The organism is Pseudolabrys sp. Root1462, from assembly GCF_001426945.1.
GTDB lineage: Bacteria > Pseudomonadota > Alphaproteobacteria > Rhizobiales > Xanthobacteraceae > Pseudolabrys.
In genome coordinates this window covers 664,121-680,937 of sequence record NZ_LMFS01000003.1, presented here as the reverse complement: position 1 = coordinate 680,937, position 16,817 = coordinate 664,121, and the positions used below count along the sequence as shown (strand labels likewise).

Annotated in this window: 17 protein-coding genes and 1 tRNA gene; 9 read left to right on the top strand and 9 right to left on the bottom strand. The window is 64.5% G+C overall.

Features of this window, described 5'->3' with window-relative positions; all coding sequences use genetic code 11:
• Positions 1-19: 19 nt before the first annotated feature.
• The gene (gene gluQRS / locus ASD45_RS19970; protein ID WP_056913404.1) at positions 20-868 is read right to left on the bottom strand and encodes a tRNA glutamyl-Q(34) synthetase GluQRS; all 849 of its coding nucleotides are present in this window, start codon (positions 866-868) and stop codon (positions 20-22) included.
• 143 nt (positions 869-1,011) lie between these two features.
• Here gluQRS and ASD45_RS19965 point away from each other — a divergent pair, with 143 nt between their 5' ends.
• From ASD45_RS19965 to ASD45_RS19940, 6 genes are all read left to right on the top strand, one after another.
• Entirely contained in the window at positions 1,012-1,821 is an 810-nt protein-coding gene (locus ASD45_RS19965; protein ID WP_056913628.1) for a DNA-3-methyladenine glycosylase, read from the top strand.
• A complete protein-coding gene (locus ASD45_RS19960; protein WP_056913403.1) occupies positions 1,811-2,479 on the top strand; it encodes a prolyl oligopeptidase family serine peptidase in 669 nt (222 codons plus the stop codon). The genes ASD45_RS19965 and ASD45_RS19960 overlap by 11 nt, the downstream gene beginning before the upstream one ends.
• Positions 2,480-2,608: 129 nt before the next feature.
• Complete coding sequence (locus ASD45_RS19955; RefSeq protein ID WP_056913627.1) at positions 2,609-3,166, top strand: HNH endonuclease; 558 nt, start codon at positions 2,609-2,611, stop codon at positions 3,164-3,166.
• Between the two features lie 104 nt (positions 3,167-3,270).
• The gene (locus ASD45_RS19950; RefSeq protein WP_082541090.1) at positions 3,271-4,548 is read left to right on the top strand and encodes an efflux RND transporter periplasmic adaptor subunit; all 1,278 of its coding nucleotides are present in this window, start codon (positions 3,271-3,273) and stop codon (positions 4,546-4,548) included.
• Positions 4,549-4,561: 13 nt separating this feature from the next.
• On the top strand, positions 4,562-6,643 hold the full coding sequence (locus ASD45_RS19945) for an ABC transporter permease (RefSeq protein WP_056913402.1): 2,082 nt from the start codon (positions 4,562-4,564) through the stop codon (positions 6,641-6,643).
• A 131-nt stretch (positions 6,644-6,774) separates the two neighbouring features.
• Positions 6,775-7,941 carry a DUF1236 domain-containing protein gene (locus ASD45_RS19940; protein WP_162249470.1) on the top strand — a complete coding sequence of 389 codons (1,167 nt, stop codon included), beginning with the start codon at positions 6,775-6,777 and terminating at the stop codon, positions 7,939-7,941.
• A 68-nt stretch (positions 7,942-8,009) separates the two neighbouring features.
• Here the strand turns inward: ASD45_RS19940 and ASD45_RS19935 are convergent, their stop codons facing one another.
• From ASD45_RS19935 to ASD45_RS19925, 3 genes are all read right to left on the bottom strand, one after another.
• Positions 8,010-8,561 (bottom strand): cytochrome b, encoded by a 552-nt coding sequence (locus ASD45_RS19935; RefSeq protein WP_056913400.1) that lies wholly within the window; start codon positions 8,559-8,561, stop codon positions 8,010-8,012.
• 255 nt (positions 8,562-8,816) lie between these two features.
• Positions 8,817-9,350 carry a disulfide bond formation protein B gene (locus ASD45_RS19930; protein WP_056913399.1) on the bottom strand — a complete coding sequence of 178 codons (534 nt, stop codon included), beginning with the start codon at positions 9,348-9,350 and terminating at the stop codon, positions 8,817-8,819.
• A 55-nt stretch (positions 9,351-9,405) separates the two neighbouring features.
• A tRNA-Leu gene (locus ASD45_RS19925) sits at positions 9,406-9,490 on the bottom strand.
• Positions 9,491-9,700: 210 nt separating this feature from the next.
• Between ASD45_RS19925 and ASD45_RS19920 the strand changes: the two genes are divergently transcribed.
• Together ASD45_RS19920 and ASD45_RS23625 are read left to right on the top strand one after the other, a co-directional pair.
• Positions 9,701-9,907, top strand: coding sequence for a DUF6494 family protein (locus ASD45_RS19920; protein ID WP_056913398.1), 207 nt, complete (start codon positions 9,701-9,703; stop codon positions 9,905-9,907).
• Between the two features lie 147 nt (positions 9,908-10,054).
• On the top strand, positions 10,055-10,348 hold the full coding sequence (locus tag ASD45_RS23625) for a hypothetical protein (protein ID WP_156380990.1): 294 nt from the start codon (positions 10,055-10,057) through the stop codon (positions 10,346-10,348).
• Positions 10,349-10,448: 100 nt separating this feature from the next.
• Here ASD45_RS23625 and ASD45_RS19915 read toward each other — a convergent pair whose 3' ends face one another.
• The 5 genes from ASD45_RS19915 to putA form a co-directional block, all read right to left on the bottom strand.
• On the bottom strand, positions 10,449-10,958 hold the full coding sequence (locus ASD45_RS19915; protein WP_162249469.1) for a hypothetical protein: 510 nt from the start codon (positions 10,956-10,958) through the stop codon (positions 10,449-10,451).
• A 179-nt stretch (positions 10,959-11,137) separates the two neighbouring features.
• On the bottom strand, positions 11,138-11,749 hold the full coding sequence (locus ASD45_RS19910; protein WP_056913396.1) for a YqaA family protein: 612 nt from the start codon (positions 11,747-11,749) through the stop codon (positions 11,138-11,140).
• A gap of 59 nt (positions 11,750-11,808) precedes the next feature.
• The gene (gene hisE, locus ASD45_RS19905; RefSeq protein WP_056913395.1) at positions 11,809-12,201 is read right to left on the bottom strand and encodes a phosphoribosyl-ATP diphosphatase; all 393 of its coding nucleotides are present in this window, start codon (positions 12,199-12,201) and stop codon (positions 11,809-11,811) included.
• 264 nt (positions 12,202-12,465) lie between these two features.
• Complete coding sequence (locus ASD45_RS19900; protein WP_056913394.1) at positions 12,466-12,894, bottom strand: hypothetical protein; 429 nt, start codon at positions 12,892-12,894, stop codon at positions 12,466-12,468.
• Positions 12,895-13,035: 141 nt separating this feature from the next.
• Positions 13,036-16,122 (bottom strand): bifunctional proline dehydrogenase/L-glutamate gamma-semialdehyde dehydrogenase PutA, encoded by a 3,087-nt coding sequence (gene putA, locus ASD45_RS19895; protein WP_056913393.1) that lies wholly within the window; start codon positions 16,120-16,122, stop codon positions 13,036-13,038.
• Positions 16,123-16,228: 106 nt separating this feature from the next.
• Here putA and ASD45_RS19890 point away from each other — a divergent pair, with 106 nt between their 5' ends.
• Entirely contained in the window at positions 16,229-16,690 is a 462-nt protein-coding gene (locus ASD45_RS19890; RefSeq protein ID WP_056913625.1) for an Lrp/AsnC ligand binding domain-containing protein, read from the top strand.
• Positions 16,691-16,817: the final 127 nt, after the last annotated feature.

The window sequence follows — 16,817 nt, the reverse complement described above, 5'->3', positions numbered from 1 at the left end:
CATGGCATGGCCGGCCCGCTCAATCGAGCCCGACCATCCGGCGAATGTCGGCTGGGGTTAATCCTTCGGCCCGCAGTTGGCGCAGCGCCGTGGCCGCGGTCGATTTGGAGAGCTTGCGGCCGTCGCTGCCAAGAATCAGCCGGTGGTGGCGGTAGCGCGGCGCGGGCAGTCCGAGCAGGCTCTGCAGCAGGCGGTGAACACTCGTTGAGGGGAACAAATCCTCGCCTCGCACCACATCGGTGACGCCCAGCGCATCGTCCACCGTCACCGCGAGATGATAACTCGCCGGCGTGTCCTTGCGGGCCAGGATGACATCACCCCACGCCGATGGATCGGCGGCGACCGTGCCGCGCCCCGCCTCATCCCAAGCGAGGGCGCCGGCACGCCGAACAGCTTTCGCCATGTCGAGCCGCAGCGCGTAAGACTCGCCAGCCGCGATGCGCCGGCTACGCTCGTCCGGCGCGATGTCTCTCGCCGTGCCCGGATAGAGCGGCGCTCCGTCCGGATCGCGCGGCCAAGGGCCCTGCCGCTCGCGTTCCTCGACCAGCGCGGCGATCCCTGCACGGCTTTCGAAGCTCGGATAAACGAGGCCCATTGCCTCGAGGCGCGCAAGCGCCGCGCGATAATCGTCGAAGTGTTCCGACTGCCGCCGCACCGGCTGTTCCCAGCCGATGCCGAGCCAGGCGAGATCCTCGTAGATCGCCGCCTCGAACCCCGGCCGGCAGCGCGCGAGGTCGATATCCTCGATGCGCAGCAGCAATCGCCCGCCGGCGGCGCGCGCGGCTGCGGCATTGAGCAGCGCCGACAGCGCATGGCCGAGGTGCAGGTAGCCATTCGGGCTCGGGGCAAATCGGAAAACGGGTGGCATATCTGACCTTACCCTGACCAAACACTCCATTCATTCCCCCGCAAGCGGGAATCTCCTGGAGCCCCGCCATTGGCGCTCTGAAACAACGTCGTACGTCCCGCGGCTTTGCGCAGGGACGAACCGTGTATTATGTCGGCAGTAACATGACCCACTTCCTCCACACCCAGTCCGACCTCGAAGCCGGCCTCGCCGAGTTGCTCCGTATCGACCCGCGGCTGGTCCCGGCGGCGGAGAAGGCCGGCACGTTCGCGCTGCGCCGCCGCGAGGGCGGTTATCCGGGCCTGTGCGCCATCGTATGTGGTCAACAACTATCGACCGCCAGCGCCGCCGCCATCCGCGATCGGCTGTTCAAGGCTTTCGAACCGTTTCACCACGATGCGGTCCGCGCCGCGCGCAGCGACAAGCTCAAGCGGCTCGGCCTGTCCAACGCCAAGATCAAGGCGGTCAAGGAAATCGGCAAGGCAGTCTCGACCGGCGCGATCGATCTCAACGCCGTCGGCGAGATGGATGCCGACGCGGCGCACGCTCTGCTCACGGCGCTGCATGGCGTCGGACCCTGGACCGCCGACATTTACTTGTTGTTCTGCCTCGGCCATGCCGACGCTTTTCCCGCCGGCGATCTCGCCGTGCAGGAGGCAGCGCGCATCGCGCTGGACTTACGCAAACGGCCCGACCCCAAGGCGCTCACCAAGATCGCCGAAGCGTGGCGGCCATGGCGCGGCGTCGCAGCGCATCTGATGTGGGCCTATTATCACGTCGTCAAACGGCGCGAGGGCATCAGCCTGGAGACCGCTGATAAAAAGCCGATCAAGAAGACGAAGAAAAGAACGGCCAAAGCCGTCGACGCAAAAAAGCATTGGCCGCAGATCAAGAAGACGAAGATTTCAGCTAAGAAGAAAACTGAAACAGCCAAACGCGCCAAAAAGGCAAAAGGAGTAAAGCGTGCAACTTGACGGTCCGCGGCTCGAGGCGAAATCCGGTACGACCAGGCAACTGGTCGTGTTCCTGCACGGCTACGGCGCCGACGGCAACGACCTGATCGACATCGGCGGCGTCTGGCAGAGCTTGCTGCCCGATGCCGCCTTCGTCTCGCCACACGCGCCGCGGCCCTGCGGCCAGGCGCCGGTCGGCCGCGAGTGGTTTCCGCTGACTTTCCGCGATCCGAACGAGCGCTGGACCGGCGTCAACGCCGCGGCGCCGGCCTTAAACGGGTTCCTCGACGCCGAACTGGAGCGGCTCGAACTGCCGCCGGAGGCGCTGGCACTGGTCGGCTTCAGCCAGGGCACCATGATGTCGCTGCACGTCGGCCTGCGCCGGCCGGTCGCGCCCTCGGCGATCGTCGGCTATTCCGGCATGCTGGTACTGCCGGAGGACGGCGATCCGGATGCGTTCGCCGCCGAGATCAAGAGCCGGCCTCCTGTGCTGCTGGTGCATGGCGACCAGGACCAGCTCATTCCGGTGCAGGCGCTGATGCATGCGGCGCAGGCGCTGGCCACGCTGGAAGTGCCGACGCAGTGGCACATTTCGCCCGGTATCGGCCACGGAATCGACCAGGAAGGTCTCCGCCACGGCGGCGAATTTCTCGCCCGCCACCTGACCGCCCGGAAATAAACACCGCCTATCGATGGTGGGCCGGGCGCGCGCGCCCCTTGCGTCTTCTTCACAATCCCGTCACGCTGCTCTATTAGTAGAGGCTAGGCCGCGTGGCGGCGGCTGTCCTTGGAGGTCGAGGAGCAGCGCTTGAACGTGCATGTTTCGCCAGCCGGTTTTCCGGCCCTTGTACTCAACGCCGATTTCAGACCGTTGAGCTACTATCCGCTGTCCTTGTGGTCCTGGCAGGACACGATCAAGGCGGTGTTCCTCGAACGGGTCAGTATCGTCGCCAACTACGACCAGGCGGTGCGAAGTCCCAGCTTCGAGATGAGATTGCCGAGCGTCGTTTCGCTCAAGACTTATGTAAAGCCTTCAACTCACCCTGCCTTTACCCGCTTCAACGTTTTTTTGCGCGACCGGTTCTCCTGCCAATATTGCGGCAGCCGCGATGACCTGACTTTCGATCATGTCGTTCCCCGCTCGCGTGGCGGCATTACCTCCTGGGACAACGTCATCACGGCCTGCTCGCCCTGCAATCTGCGCAAGGGCTCGCTCACCATGAACGAAGCCCACATGCATCCGGCGCAGATGCCGTTCCAGCCGACGGTCCACCACCTGCACCGCAACGGCCGGCTGTTTCCGCCGAATTATCTGCACGATAGCTGGCTCGACTATCTCTACTGGGATACGGAACTGGAGCCGTAAACCGGCCGGCGCCGCCCTTTTCATTTCGCCACCGATTGACCGGTATCAAAGGCCGGGGCCCGGCTCTGCGCTACCTGTATTTCGGGGGTGCGAAGGGCCAGCCGATGAACCAACCTGCTGTCGCAAATGCAACGCGCGCCGAGACCGCGGCTCCGGTCGTCCTGGTGCCCAAACCGCAGGTACCAACCCCGCCATCCCGACCGCAGCGGTTCTGGATCGCCGCCGCTCTCGCCGCCGTCGTCGTGACGGCTGCCGCCTTCGCCGTGTGGCGCTATGCGGGCACGGAGAGCACCGTTCAATACAGTACGGCTCCCGTCACCCGTGGCGACGTCACTCGCGCCGTGACCGCGACCGGCACCGTCAATCCGGTGCTGACGATCATTGTCGGCAGCTACGTTTCCGGCGTGATCAAGGAGATCCACTGCGACTACAACACCGAGGTCAAGGTCGGCCAGGTCTGCGCCGAGATCGATCCGGCGCCGTACCAGACCGTGGTGGACCAGAACCGGGCCAACCTCGCAGTCGCCCGAGCTCAGCTCGAAAAGGACAAGGCAAACCTCGCTTACGCGCAGCTCAATTACGAGCGCAACGCCCGGCTGGCGCAGACCAATGCCGTATCGCGCGATGCGCTCGACAACGCTAGGAACGCACTCGACCAGGCCACCGCACAGATCGGCGTCGACCAGGCCACCATCCAGCAGCGCGAGGCGCAGCTCGCCGCGGCGGAAGTGAACCTCAGCTACACCAACATCGTTTCGCCGGTGAACGGCACGGTGGTGTCGCGCAACGTCACCATGGGGCAGACGGTGGCCGCCAGCTTCCAGACGCCGACTTTGTTCTTGATCGCCACCGACCTGACGCAAATGCAGGTGGATACCAATGTCAGCGAAAGCGACATCGGCGGCATCAAGGAGGGCAATCGCGCCGCCTTCACCGTCGACGCGTTTCCGAAACGCAGCTTCCTTGGCGCCGTCTCGCAGGTGCGTCAATCGCCGCAGACGGTGCAGAATGTCGTGACATATGACGTCGTCGTCAGCATCGACAACAAGGACCTGGCGTTGAAGCCCGGCATGACCGCGGCGACGCGCCTGATCGTCGACCAGCGCAGCGATGTGCTGCGCGTGCCGAGCCAGGCATTGCGCTATTCGCCGCCGTCGGCCGGCGCACCCGCCGGCGGCGCCAGACGTATCCGCAACAACGATGCACCCGCGCAGGTCTATGTGTTGCGCGACGGCGCGCCGATCGCGCTGCCGGTGACCCCCGGGCTAGATGACGACAGCTTCACCGAGATCGTGGCTGGCGACCTCAAGCCCGGCGACCGCGTCATCGTCTCCGAGCAACGCGGCGCCGCCAAAGCGGCAACGCCGCGACCGCGCCTCTGAGACGGAGGGGCCGGTGGCCGCGCCGATCATCCGCCTCGACCACGTCTCGCGCACCTATCGGGTGGGCGATGTCGATGTCCACGCCCTGCGCGACGTCAGCCTCGAGATCGATGCCGGTGAATTCGTCGCCATCATGGGCGCCTCGGGCTCCGGCAAATCGACGCTGATGAATGTCATCGGCTGCCTCGACCGGCCGACCAGCGGCCATTATTTCTTTGAAGATCTGGATGTCGCTACCCTGAGCGAACCGGAACGCGCGCGGCTTCGCGGCGAGAGGCTGGGCTTCGTGTTCCAGAGCTTCAACCTGCTCGCCCGCACCAGCGCGCTTGAGAATGTGGCACTGCCCTTATTCTACGCCGCGGCCGGACCCGCCGGGCTTGCGCCCCGCAACACGCGAGCGCGGGCCATGCTGTCGCTGCTTGGTCTTGCCGAGCGGGAGCGCAACACGCCGGGGCAACTCTCCGGCGGCCAGCAGCAGCGCGTTGCCATCGCCCGCGCCCTGATCAACGAGCCGGGCCTTCTACTGGCCGACGAGCCGACCGGCAACCTCGACACCCGCACCTCGCACGAGATCATGGAGACGCTGACGACCCTCAACCGCAAGCAGGGCGTCACCATCATCGTCGTCACCCATGAGGCCGATATCGCCGCCTATGCCGACCGCGTCATCACCATGCGTGACGGCAGCATCCTGTCCGATGTACGCAACCCTAAACCCGGCGACACGCGCCCCGCGTCGAAGGCGGTCCCGGCGCGCGCGGTCGCCGTACAGCATCCTACCGCGGCCTGGGCCTTTGCGCGCATGATTGTCGCCGCCGCGCTTCAGGCGATTCACCGCAACATGATGCGCTCCGCGCTCACGATGCTCGGTGTGTTCATCGGAGTTGCGGCGTTGATCGCCATGGTCGCCGTCGGCCAGGGCGCCAACGAGGCCGTCCGCAAGCAGATCGAGAGCCTGGGCACCAACCTCGTCGTCGTGTTGCCGGGCGCCCGCACCGCCGGTGGCATGCGCGGCGGCTTCGGCAGCGCCTCCACGCTGACCACCGCAGATGCGCACTCGATAAAGCGCGAGGCGACAGCGGTGAGCGAGGTGAGCTACATCATCCGCCAGTCCGGCCAGGTTCAGTCCGGCAACCAGAACTGGGCGACGTCGATCCAGGGCGTCAGCGCCAACTACCCGCCGATGACCAACTGGCGCGTTGCCGAAGGCCGCGAAATCACCGACGATGATGACAGCGCCGCCGCCCTCGTCGTTGTCATCGGACAGACTGTCGTCAAGCAGTTGTTCGGCGAAGCCGTGAATCCGATCGGCGCGCTGATCCAGGTGAAGACGACGCCCATGCGGGTCATCGGCATCCTGGCGTCGAAGGGACAAACGCCGTTCGGCCAGGATCAGGACGATCTGGTGATGATGCCGTTCGCCACGGCGGAGCGCAAAGTGCTCGGAGTAGCCGCGCCGACGCAGACCCAGACGCCACTCAACTGGATCTATCCGGCGCCTCCCAATCCCTACGGTCTCACGCCGCATCTGGCTGGCTATGTCAACCAGATCTTCGTGCAAGCCGGCAGTTCATCCGACGTACAGATCGCCGTTCAACAGGTCACCGACGTCCTCAAGCGTCGCCACCGCGTCAAACCCGGCGACGAGGAGGACTTTTCAGTGCGCAACTTGAGCCAGATCGCCGAAACGGCAGAGAGCTCGAGTCGCATCATGGCGTTGCTGCTTGCCGCCGTCGCCTCGATATCGCTCGTGGTCGGCGGCATCGGCATCATGAACATCCTGCTCGTCTCGGTGACGGAACGCACGCGCGAGATCGGCTTGCGCATGGCGATCGGCGCGCGGCGGCTGTATGTGCTTTTGCAGTTTCTCGCGGAAGCGATTCTGCTCAGTGTCACCGGCGGCATCGCCGGAATCGTGACCGGCGTCGCCGCATCACTTGGGGTCGGCCTGTTGACCGGCTGGCCGACGCCAATCTCCGGCGCCGCGATCGCCATCGGCTTCCTATTCTCGGCGGCGGTCGGAATTTTCTTCGGATACTATCCGGCACGCAAGGCCGCGCGTCTCGATCCAATCGAGGCGCTCCGATTCGAATGAAACAATTTCAAACCGGTGAGGCCGCCGAGTTTGCATGAACATGCGTTCATCAGAAACTCGTGCTCGCAGCAGGAACGCTTTTCGATCAAATGTCGTTTGTTATCCTGGACGGTCACACCCAGGAGGAACTTATGAAAAGCAAGCTTCTCGTTACGACGGCAGCGCTGACCCTTATGATCGCGGCTGGCGCCAACGCTCAGACAGCCAGCGACACCAAAGCGGATCAACCCGCTGCGTCTCAGAACCACAGCGAACGCGGTTCCGCGATTAAAGACAAGACTCGCCGCGATGCGCGCGATTCAGATCGCGTGAAGGCGGGAACCGCCGACGCCAAGTCAGCGGGCACCAGGGCTGCCAGCGACACGAAATCCGATGCCGGCAAGCCGGCCACCGCGCAGGACAGCACCTCGCCGTCGCGCAGCAATGCCGCCCAGTCCACGCCGACCGACAAGGCCGGCGACAAGGCCAGCACGGCGGCGAGTGACAAATCGAACGACAAGACCAATGCCGCGAAGCAGGACGACAAGAGTTCGATTTCGAGCCGCAGTGCGCAGTCGACCGAGTCGACGAGCACCAAATCCAACACCGTGGACCGGACCGATACCAAGCAGCCGGCGGCGGCGCAGCGCAGCACCACCGATCAGAACCAGGCCACGACGGATTCGAAGACCAACGACACCAACCGCGCTGCCGCAACCAATACGAAGACCGAGTCGGCCACGCGTATTTCCGCCTCGCTGCAGACCGAGCAGAAGACCCGCCTGAACCAGGCCATCACTCGGCTCGACGCCAAGCCGGTGACACAGGTCAACTTCTCGATTTCGGTCGGCACCGCCGTGCCGCGGACCATCGATCTGCATCCGGTGCCAACAACGATCGTCGAGATCGTGCCGCAGTACCGCGGCTACGATTACTTTGTCGTGCGCGATCAGGTGATTATCGTGCAGCCGGAGACGCACAAGATCGTCGACGTGATCGAGCGCGGCGGCTCATCGCGGGCCAGCGTAAGCACCACGCATGAGCGCCGCGTCAAGCTTTCGGAGAAGCAGCGCAGCTATATCCGCCAGCACGCGACGGCGCGCCGGACCACCACGACGACGACCACCACGGGGTCGGCGCCGCGCCACCAGACGATCGTCGTCGGTGAGGAGGTTCCGGCTTCTGTCGTGATCGAGGCCTTCCCGGAAGACGTCTATCGTGAAGTGCCGACCGTTCGCGAATATCGCTATGTCCGCAGCGGCAGCGACGTCTATCTGGTCGATCCGGGCAGCCGCCGCGTCATCGAAGAACTCGAGTAATACGGCGACGACGAAGTGCCGCTGATGGAAACGAAAAGGGCGGCCAGATGGCCGCCCTTTTTTGTGCGTCACCGACCCGGTAACATCCGTCGCAGCACGCCGTCGCCCATGACGAAGTGGTGATACAGCGCAGCGGCGACGTGGATGCCGACCAACGCCAGCATGGCGTAGTTGGCCAGCAGCCCGTGAACGTCGCCGGTCCATTGCCAGCCCGGCGCCCGCGCCGCGATCAGATGCGGCATCTCGAAGCCGAACAGGCCGACCGGCATGCCGCGGAAATCGGCATTGATCCAGCCGAGCAGCGGCACGATCAGCAGCAGCGCGTAGAGCAGCCAGTGCACGATCTGCGACGAGGTTTCCTGCCACCCCGGGATGCCGGCTTCCGGGACCGGCACGCCGCGGACGACGCGGAGCAGCAGCCGGATGACGGCCACAGCGAGAATGCTGACGCCGAAGCTGAAATGCAGGCCGATCAGCGTCGTCACTGGCGTATCGCGGCGGATTTCCGGCATGGTCCAGGCAATGATGAACTGGACGATCAGCAGCGCAACGATCAGCCAATGCAGCGCCTTGGCTGTGCCGGTGTAGGTGCTACGCGACACCGTGGCATCGATGGTCATGACTGTTCCTTTTCGCGGTCGAATGTTTCGCTTGTAACGGTCTTGCGACGGAACCCCTGCATAGCCATATACGTTTCAGTCGCGTTGTCGAGCGCACGCAAGTGCATTCCAACGCGCCGCGTAGTTGCCAATCGGCAACTCGTGCGGATTGACGGCCACGAAAAGCGGGTGACGCCGGATGTACGCGCACCTCTCCTTCGTGGTCGTTGTCTTTTCAGAACAGCAATGCTGAAGACGCCGCCGGTACCGGTGCGATTACTCGGCGTCTGCGCGCGCCCAGGCCGCTTTGGCGCCGATGGCGGCGGTGACGGCGAGGAAAGCCGACACCAGCACGTCATAACCGGCGAGCGAGATTCCGAACAGCCGCCATGCCGCCTCATCGCAACGGACGATGCGGATGTCTTGCAGGCGGTTGAGCATGTTGCTGGCCTGGCCGAGTCCGTTGATCGGCCCCGAGCAGTCGGTCGGTCCCGCCCAGAACTTCCACTCAACGCCGGCGTGGAAGGCCGACAGGCCAGTGTTCCACAGCATGGCAATGGCGATTACCAGGAAGCCGAGAAACAGCACCTTGCGTGAGGCGCCGTGACCGGCGCCCAGCCACAGCAGCGCCGCCAGCGGCACGCTGATATAGAACGCCAGGCGCTGGTCGAGACAGAGCGGACACGGCGGATAGCCGAGCACGTACTGGAAAAAGAAGAAGCCGCCGATGGTGGCGAGGCCGATCAGTGCGATCACCGCTGCGGCGGTGGCGACGGCATCTTTGCGCGCCAGTGCAAGAACATCGGTCATCAGACGCGTCCTTTAACCGCCGTCAGGCCGGATTGTCGGCTGGATCGCTCAAAGGTGGTGCCCCTGGCCGGACTCGAACCAGCACACCTTGCGGTACCTGATTTTGAGTCAGGCGCGTCTACCAATTCCGCCACAGGGGCATCTCTCACCGCGCAGGGCTGAGCTCGAGAGCCCGCCGCCTGCGCTTCGCGGCCGGGATAATAGCGAGGTCGGCCCCCCGGTCAACGGGCAGTTCCGCAACGCCGGCAAGGTTCCTGATCGAGCGATATGGCGCTTTCGGGGCGGCTGGCGCACCATCGGCGGGTGAAGCCATTCACGATTGCCGGAGCCACGGCGACCAGGAGCAAGCCATGAATGAAGAGGTGTTGAACGCATCGCTGCGCAAGTTTCTCAAGACAGTCGGTGTCACTTCCCAGCGCGAGATCGAGAAGGCGGTGCGCGCCGCCGTCGCCGACGGCCGCATCAAGGGCAACGAGGCGCTCAAGGCGCGCATGGTGCTGACCATCGAGGAAGCCCGGCTTCACTACACCATCGACGGCATCATCGAGACCGAATGATGTGTGGCGTGATGCCGAAGCGGCCCGGCCACTGCGGACAAAACGCAAACATCGCATTATTCGAGCGCGTACTGCCCGCGCGCGCGGAACCATCCGTGTCGCTACGTCTTTAGTATCCGGACGAATAGCGACATAGGAGTTAAGTGCATGATTAGAACAGCGATCGTCGCTGCCGTGGTAGCCGCCGCGTTTGCTCTCGCGGTGCCTGGTGCAGCGGAAGCGCGTATGGCCAATCCAGGCCTCAATTCGGCGGCGCCGACGGCGACGCAGGACGTGCAATATTATCGTCACGGCTATAATCGCCGGCATTACCGATACAACCGGCACCGTGGTTACCGCCATCACGCGCGCTATCGCCACTGCTGGAACGAGCGGGTGCGCGTGCGTACGCCGGGTGGTTATGTTGTGTGGCGGACGCATCGCCGTTGCAGCTGGCGTTGATCATTAGTTGACCTGTGACCAAGGGCGGCGCGCGGCGCCGCCCTTTTTCTTTGTGGCGGGCGACAGGCCGGCGCATCGCGCCGATCAAGGATGACCGCGCCTACTGACAGAGAGCGCGGGATACGAACGTCTCGGTGCGGCATTCCGGGCCGGAATTGCGGCCGGACAGATAGACCTTCGCCGGGCAGACATCCGCGGTCGTCATGTCGGCACTCTTGCCGCCCTCGAAGCCCCGCGCCTTGCACATCGCGGTCGCGGCGGCGACGCAGTCCGGCGCGCCGTTCGGCGCCACCTTGCAGACTTCATGACCGGTGACCACCCTTGCGGCCGGGATACGCACCACCGAGCCCGCCGCATCCTTGGCGCCCTCCACGGTGGTCTGCGCGGCGACGCCGGCTTCACGGCCAAAATTCTCGACGCCCTTGCCAGCGTCCTTGAACGACGAAGTGAGGCTGTCGCTCTGGCGGTCGAGCCAGCGGCCGAGGCTCTCGAGCACTCCTGGCTCGTTGTGCTGGCTTTGCGTCGGTTGCTGGACTCGCTGCTCGCGCTGTTGCTGCGGCGGTTGTTGCGGCTCCTGCATTTGCAATTGCTGCGCCTGCCCGCTGGTCACTGACCACGCGACAGCGCATGCGGCAGCCGTCACGGCTCGCGTGACTTTAGATCTGGTGATGCTACTTGCGCCCCAAAACATCTTGGTCGCGCCCCGTCAGGCTCTACCGGAAACCAAATTCGCGCGAATGCGCGATCCCCTATGATAGGCCAATGGCGGAAATGAGGAACCGGAATCCGTCAGATCAAGTATACCGCCGCGACCAAACCGGCCACGACCACCGCGGCACCAAGCGTGGTCCATAGACCAAGCCGCTTTTCGATGATGACCCGGGCCTGGTCGCCGTAGCGGTGAAGGAGGAACGCCACCACGAAGAAACGCATCGCCCGCGCGATGATTGAGAAAATGACGAACAGAAAGATGTTGTAGCTGGCAAAGCCCGCGGTGATCGTCACCACCTTGTAAGGGATGGGCGTCAGGCCCTTGATCAGGATAATGGCGGCGCCCCAATCGGCGTAGCCTTGGCGGAACGTCTCGACCTTGCCTTCGAGGTGATAGAGGTGGACCAGCCAGATGCCGACTGAATCGTAGAGCAAGTGACCGATGGCATAGCCGAGAAGGCCTCCCAAAACGGAGGCCACGGTCGCCACAGCCGCGAACCAGTAGGCCCGCTTCGGGTACGCCAACGACATCGGAATCAGCATGACATCGGGCGGGATCGGGAAAAACGAGCTCTCGGCAAAGGCAATGCCGGCCATCGTCCACATGGCATGCGGCTTGTGGGCGGCGTCGATGCACCAATCATAGAGACGGCGCAGCAAATTGCGGGATGGGGCAGCCTCAACGGTCATGTAGTACCCATGGCGGGGAAATGTGACGGCGGGACGACGGGCGGCCACTTTGCCTGGATTTACCGGCGCTTGCGAGCCCGGACCGGCCGCAGCGGGACGACCTTGGACGCCGATTTCGGCCGCGACAGCGGTTTGACAAGGTCTTTTGGCAATTTCTCGGCAATGCCGAAGAGCTGCTCACGCCGGCGCATTTCGGCCCAGACCTGGTCCGGGGTAACCCCGGCATGCACCCACAGGACGACCAGGTTGTACAGCAGATCCGCGCTCTCGCGGACGACCGCCTCAGGCTGGCCGTGCATGGCGTCGATTACGACCTCGACCGCCTCTTCGGCCAGTTTCTTGGCCATTTTGGCGCCACCGGCCTGCAACAACCGGGCAGTGCGCGATTTCGCCGGGTCAGCGGTCCTCGCGGCCAAGACAGCGTTATGAAGCCGGGAAATCGAATCAGCCATACCGCACCATAACCGATCGATTCCCAACAGATATTAAATAAAGCAAGGCTTCAGACCTTTTGAGCTTCGGCTGCTGGACCGGGCGGAGCGAAGGTCGCCGGCCAAGGCTGCCGGGCGACACGAACAGGGCCAGACCGCAGTAAGCGGCCTGGCCCTTTTGTTCGACGTCAGAATGTTCGCCCGCTGGTTAGCGGCCGAGCAGATCCCCCCTGCCCTCCGAGACCGCCGCCATCGTTATCCCAAGGCTGGCAGCAGCGGACGTGGTCAGCGGTTACCCGGATCGTTGTTGCCGTAGGGATTGACTGTGCCTGGCGCCGGGAACGGCGCATTCCCGCGATAGTAGCCGGGGCGCCCGTAGTTCTGCCGATTATGATAGTAGCGCGGGCTCGAGTGATACACTTGGCCCGGTCCACCATAATAATAGCCGTCGTCGTAATAGCGGTCGCGGTAAGCATCCTGCGCCGCCACACCCGCAATCGCGCCAAACAGGCCCATCACGGCCGCGGCGCCCGCGGCGTTGTTTCGGTGCACCCTGCGATGTTTCTTCTTCGACGCAACCTGAACCACCCGCGCATCATTCTGAATCGTGGGCGGTGTCGCGTGCGGCGGCGCCGCGAACGCGGTGTTCATGCCCAGCGAACTGACCGCCATCACGGCGGCCACGGTCGCGGCAATCGGAATTCTTGCCTTCATATTTGTCACTCCCTGCATTCCCGTTAGAGGATATAATCATTAAACGCGCGGGGATCGCGGACCCTGTGCTGGCTCAAAGGACGCTTTGAATCATGCTGCGGCGCAGTGTCGCGACATCGCATCCTGCGGGGATTAAAGGGTTTATTCCCCCTCGGCCAGAAGCGTCGCATTGCCTCCGGACGCCGCGGTATTGACCGTCACCACCTGTTCCAACGCAAATCGGGCGAGATAGTTCGGCCCACCGGCTTTCGGGCCGGTACCGGACAATCCGTTACCGCCAAACGGCTGCGAACCGACGACGGCACCGATCATGTTGCGGTTGACGTAGACATTGCCGTTCGAAAGCGATGCCGCTACCTCGGCGATGGTCGCCTCGATGCGCGAATGAACGCCCAAGGTCAGGCCATAGCCGTTACCGGCAATGTCGCCGAGCACGGTCTTCAGCGCCCCCGCCCGCCAGCGAACCACGTGCAGTACCGGACCGAACACTTCTTCAGCGAGATCACCAGCGCGCTTGAGCTCGACAATGGCCGGCACGACGAAGGTGCCTTGCTGAGGCCCTTCCTTGCCGCGGAAACGCAGGGCGCCGTTCTTGTCCTGGGCCTCGATCCAATTCTCGAGTTTCGTCTTGGCCTCGGCGTCGATCACCGGCCCGACGTGAGTTGCCACGTCGCGCGGATCGCCGAGTTCGAGTTCGGCGGCAGCGCCTTCGATCATCGCCAGCATGCGATCGGCGACATCCTCCTGCACGCATAACAACCGCAGCGCCGAGCAGCGCTGCCCCGCGGAACGGAAAGCCGACATCACCACGTCGTCGGTGACCTGTTCCGGCAGGGCGGTCGCATCGACAACCATGGCATTGATGCCGCCGGTCTCGGCGATCAGCGGTACGATCGGTCCATCCTTGGCGGCCAGCGCGCGATTGATAAGCCGCGCCACCTCGGTCGACCCAGTGAAGGCGACGCCCGCGACTGCGGAATGGGCTGTCAGCGACGCTCCGACCTTGCCGTCGCCGGGCGCCAGATGCAGTGCACTGGTCGGAATGCCCGCCTGGTGCATCAGCTTCACGGTCTCGAACGCGATCAGCGGCGTTTGCTCGGCGGGCTTGGCCACCACGGAATTGCCGGCGACCAGCGCGGCGGCAACCTGCCCGGTGAAAATCGCCAGCGGGAAATTCCAGGGGCTGATGCAAACAAAAACACCGCGGCCGCGCGTGCGCAATTGATTGCTCTCGCCGGTCGGTCCCGGTAACGCCCGAGGCGTGAGTTCGCGCAACGCCTGTGCCGCGTAGTAGCGGCAGAAATCGGCCGCCTCGCGCACTTCGGAAAGGCAATCATCAATGGTCTTGCCGGCCTCACTCTGCAACAGCGCGATGAGCCGGCCGCGGTTGGCCTCGATCAGATCGGCCGTGCGGTCGAGCACTGTAGCGCGCGTTTCAACGCGCGTTGCAGTCCATGCCGGAAAGCCGGCTGTCGCGGCCGCCATGATCAAGCCGACCGCGGCTTCGTCGCATTCCTCGACGCTGCCGATCGGCTTGCTGTCGATCGGCGAGAGAACGTCGCGACGTTTACCCGCAACATTGCCGCCATTGACCAGCGGCGTCGCGTCGACGCGCGCTGGCGCCCGGACAACGTCCTCGCGTAGCGCGGCGAGCGCCTGGGCATTGCCGAACTCCACGCCGGACGAATTCGTCCGCTCAGGCGCGAACAGGTCGCGCGGCAGCGGAATATGCGAATGCCGGGCGCGCGACGGATCGCCGATCCAGGCCTGCGGCCGCTTCAGTATTTCGACGACAGGGACGTCCGGATCCGCGGCGACCGACACGAATGACGAATTGGCGCCGTTCTCCAGGAGACGGCGCACCAGATAGGCCAGGAGATCGGCATAACCGCCGACCGGCGCGTAGACGCGGCAGGACAGTTGCGGCTTTTCGGCCAGCAGCGCGGCATAGAGCGCATCACCCATGCCGTGCAGCCGCTGGAATTCGAAACCGCTCAATTCGCCGGCGCCACCGCCGGCGTCTTCGAGCACGCTGGCGATGGTCAGCGCATTGTGCGTAGCGAATTGCGGGTAAATCCGCGGCCGCAGTGCCAGCAGCTTGCGCGCGCACTCGCCATAGCTCAGATCGGTCATCGCCTTGCGCGTGAACACCGGATAGTCGGCGAGGCCGCGCTCCTGCGCACGCTTGACCTCGGTGTCCCAATAGGCGCCCTTGACGAGCCGCACCATCAGCCGTCGGTCGAGCGTTTCGGCCAGCGCCGCGATCCAGTCGATCACCGCCGGCGCCCGCTTCTGGTAGGCCTGGATTGCCAGCCCAAAGCCGTCCCAACCCCTGAGCGAGGAATCGCGCAAGGTCGCTTCGATGACATCGAGCGACAACTCAAGACGGTCCGCTTCCTCGGCGTCGACGGTGAAATTGAGATCGTGGCCTTTGGCCTGACGCGCGAGTTCGAGCAGGCGCGGCGGCAGCTCGCGCATCACGCGCTCCCGCGACAACGCCTCATAGCGCGGATGCAGCGCCGACAGCTTTACCGAAATACCGGGGCGGCGCGGCAGGGGCTCGTTGCCGGCCGCGTTGCCAATGGCGTCGATCGCCTTGGCGTAAGACTGCAGATAGCGCTCGGCATCGGCCGCCGTGCGCGCGCCCTCACCGAGCATGTCGAAGGAGTAGAGAAACTGGCGGGCTTCGCCGGCGCGGGCCAGCGCATCCTGGATGGTCTGGCCCAGCACGAAATGCGAGCCGAGCAATTTCATCGCCTGCCGCGTGGCAGTTCGCACCGCCGGCAGGCCGAGCCGCTTCACCAGAGTATCGACGATGCCCTCCGGAGTTTCGCCGGGTGCGATGACCCGCGCGGTCGTCGCCAGCGCCCAGGCCGAGGCGGACACCAGGAAGGTGCCATTCTTGCGGTCCTGGTGGTCCCAATCGCCGCCCTTGAGCTTGTCCTCGATCAGCCGATCCGCGGTGGCACCGTCGGGAATACGCAGCAGCGCTTCAGCCAGCACCATCAGCGCCAGGCCTTCCTTGGTCGACAGCGCGTAAGCGTGGAGGAAGTCCTCGACGCCGCCGAGCCCACCGGCGCGGCCGCGGATCGCCGCAATCAATCGCCCGGCCAGGGCGTCGATCCGCGCGTCGGCATCGGCGCCGCGGTTGGCGTCGGCGAGCAGGCGGCGCGCGACGGCGTCGTCGGCGGGGGCGTAGTCGGCACGGAAGGGGCTGATGGGTGGCATGATCTGACCTGATTTTTCCGATCCGTAGGCCAGCTTCTATGGTGATACTATCTATTATTTTTGCTACAAGGTAGCGATAATCACCACAGATTGAGATTTAATAGTGATTTCCGATATCGACAAAACCGACCGCCGGCTGCTGGCCGAGCTGCAGCGCGACGGCCGCATCGCCATCGTGGCGCTGGCCGAAAAGCTCGGCCTGTCGCCGACGGCCACCACCGAGCGGCTGCGGCGGCTGACCCGCGACGGTTTCATCCTCGGCTATTCGGCGCGGCTGAACCCGGAGAAGCTCGACCGCGGCTTGCTGGTCTTCATCGAAGTGAAGCTCGACCGCACCACCCCTGACGTGTTCGATCGTTTCGCCAAGGCAGTGGCGCGGGCCCCGGAAGTTCTGGAGTGCCACATGGTGGCCGGGGGATTCGATTACCTGGTCAAGATCCGCATCGCCGACATGAACGCCTATCGCCGTTTCCTCGGCGACGTGCTGCTGGCGTTACCGGGCGTCCGCGAGAGCCACACCTACGCCGTGATGGAAGAGGTCAAGAACTCCGCGGCGCTGCCGATCTGACAGCGGCAGCAAAGGCGGGCGACAATTTCGTCGCAGGCCAAAAATCCCGCGGGCTTTGCCTTGCTCTTTGCAACGGCTTGTTCTTTTCTATCCGACGGCAACAAATTCGGGCCGATACCGCATCGCC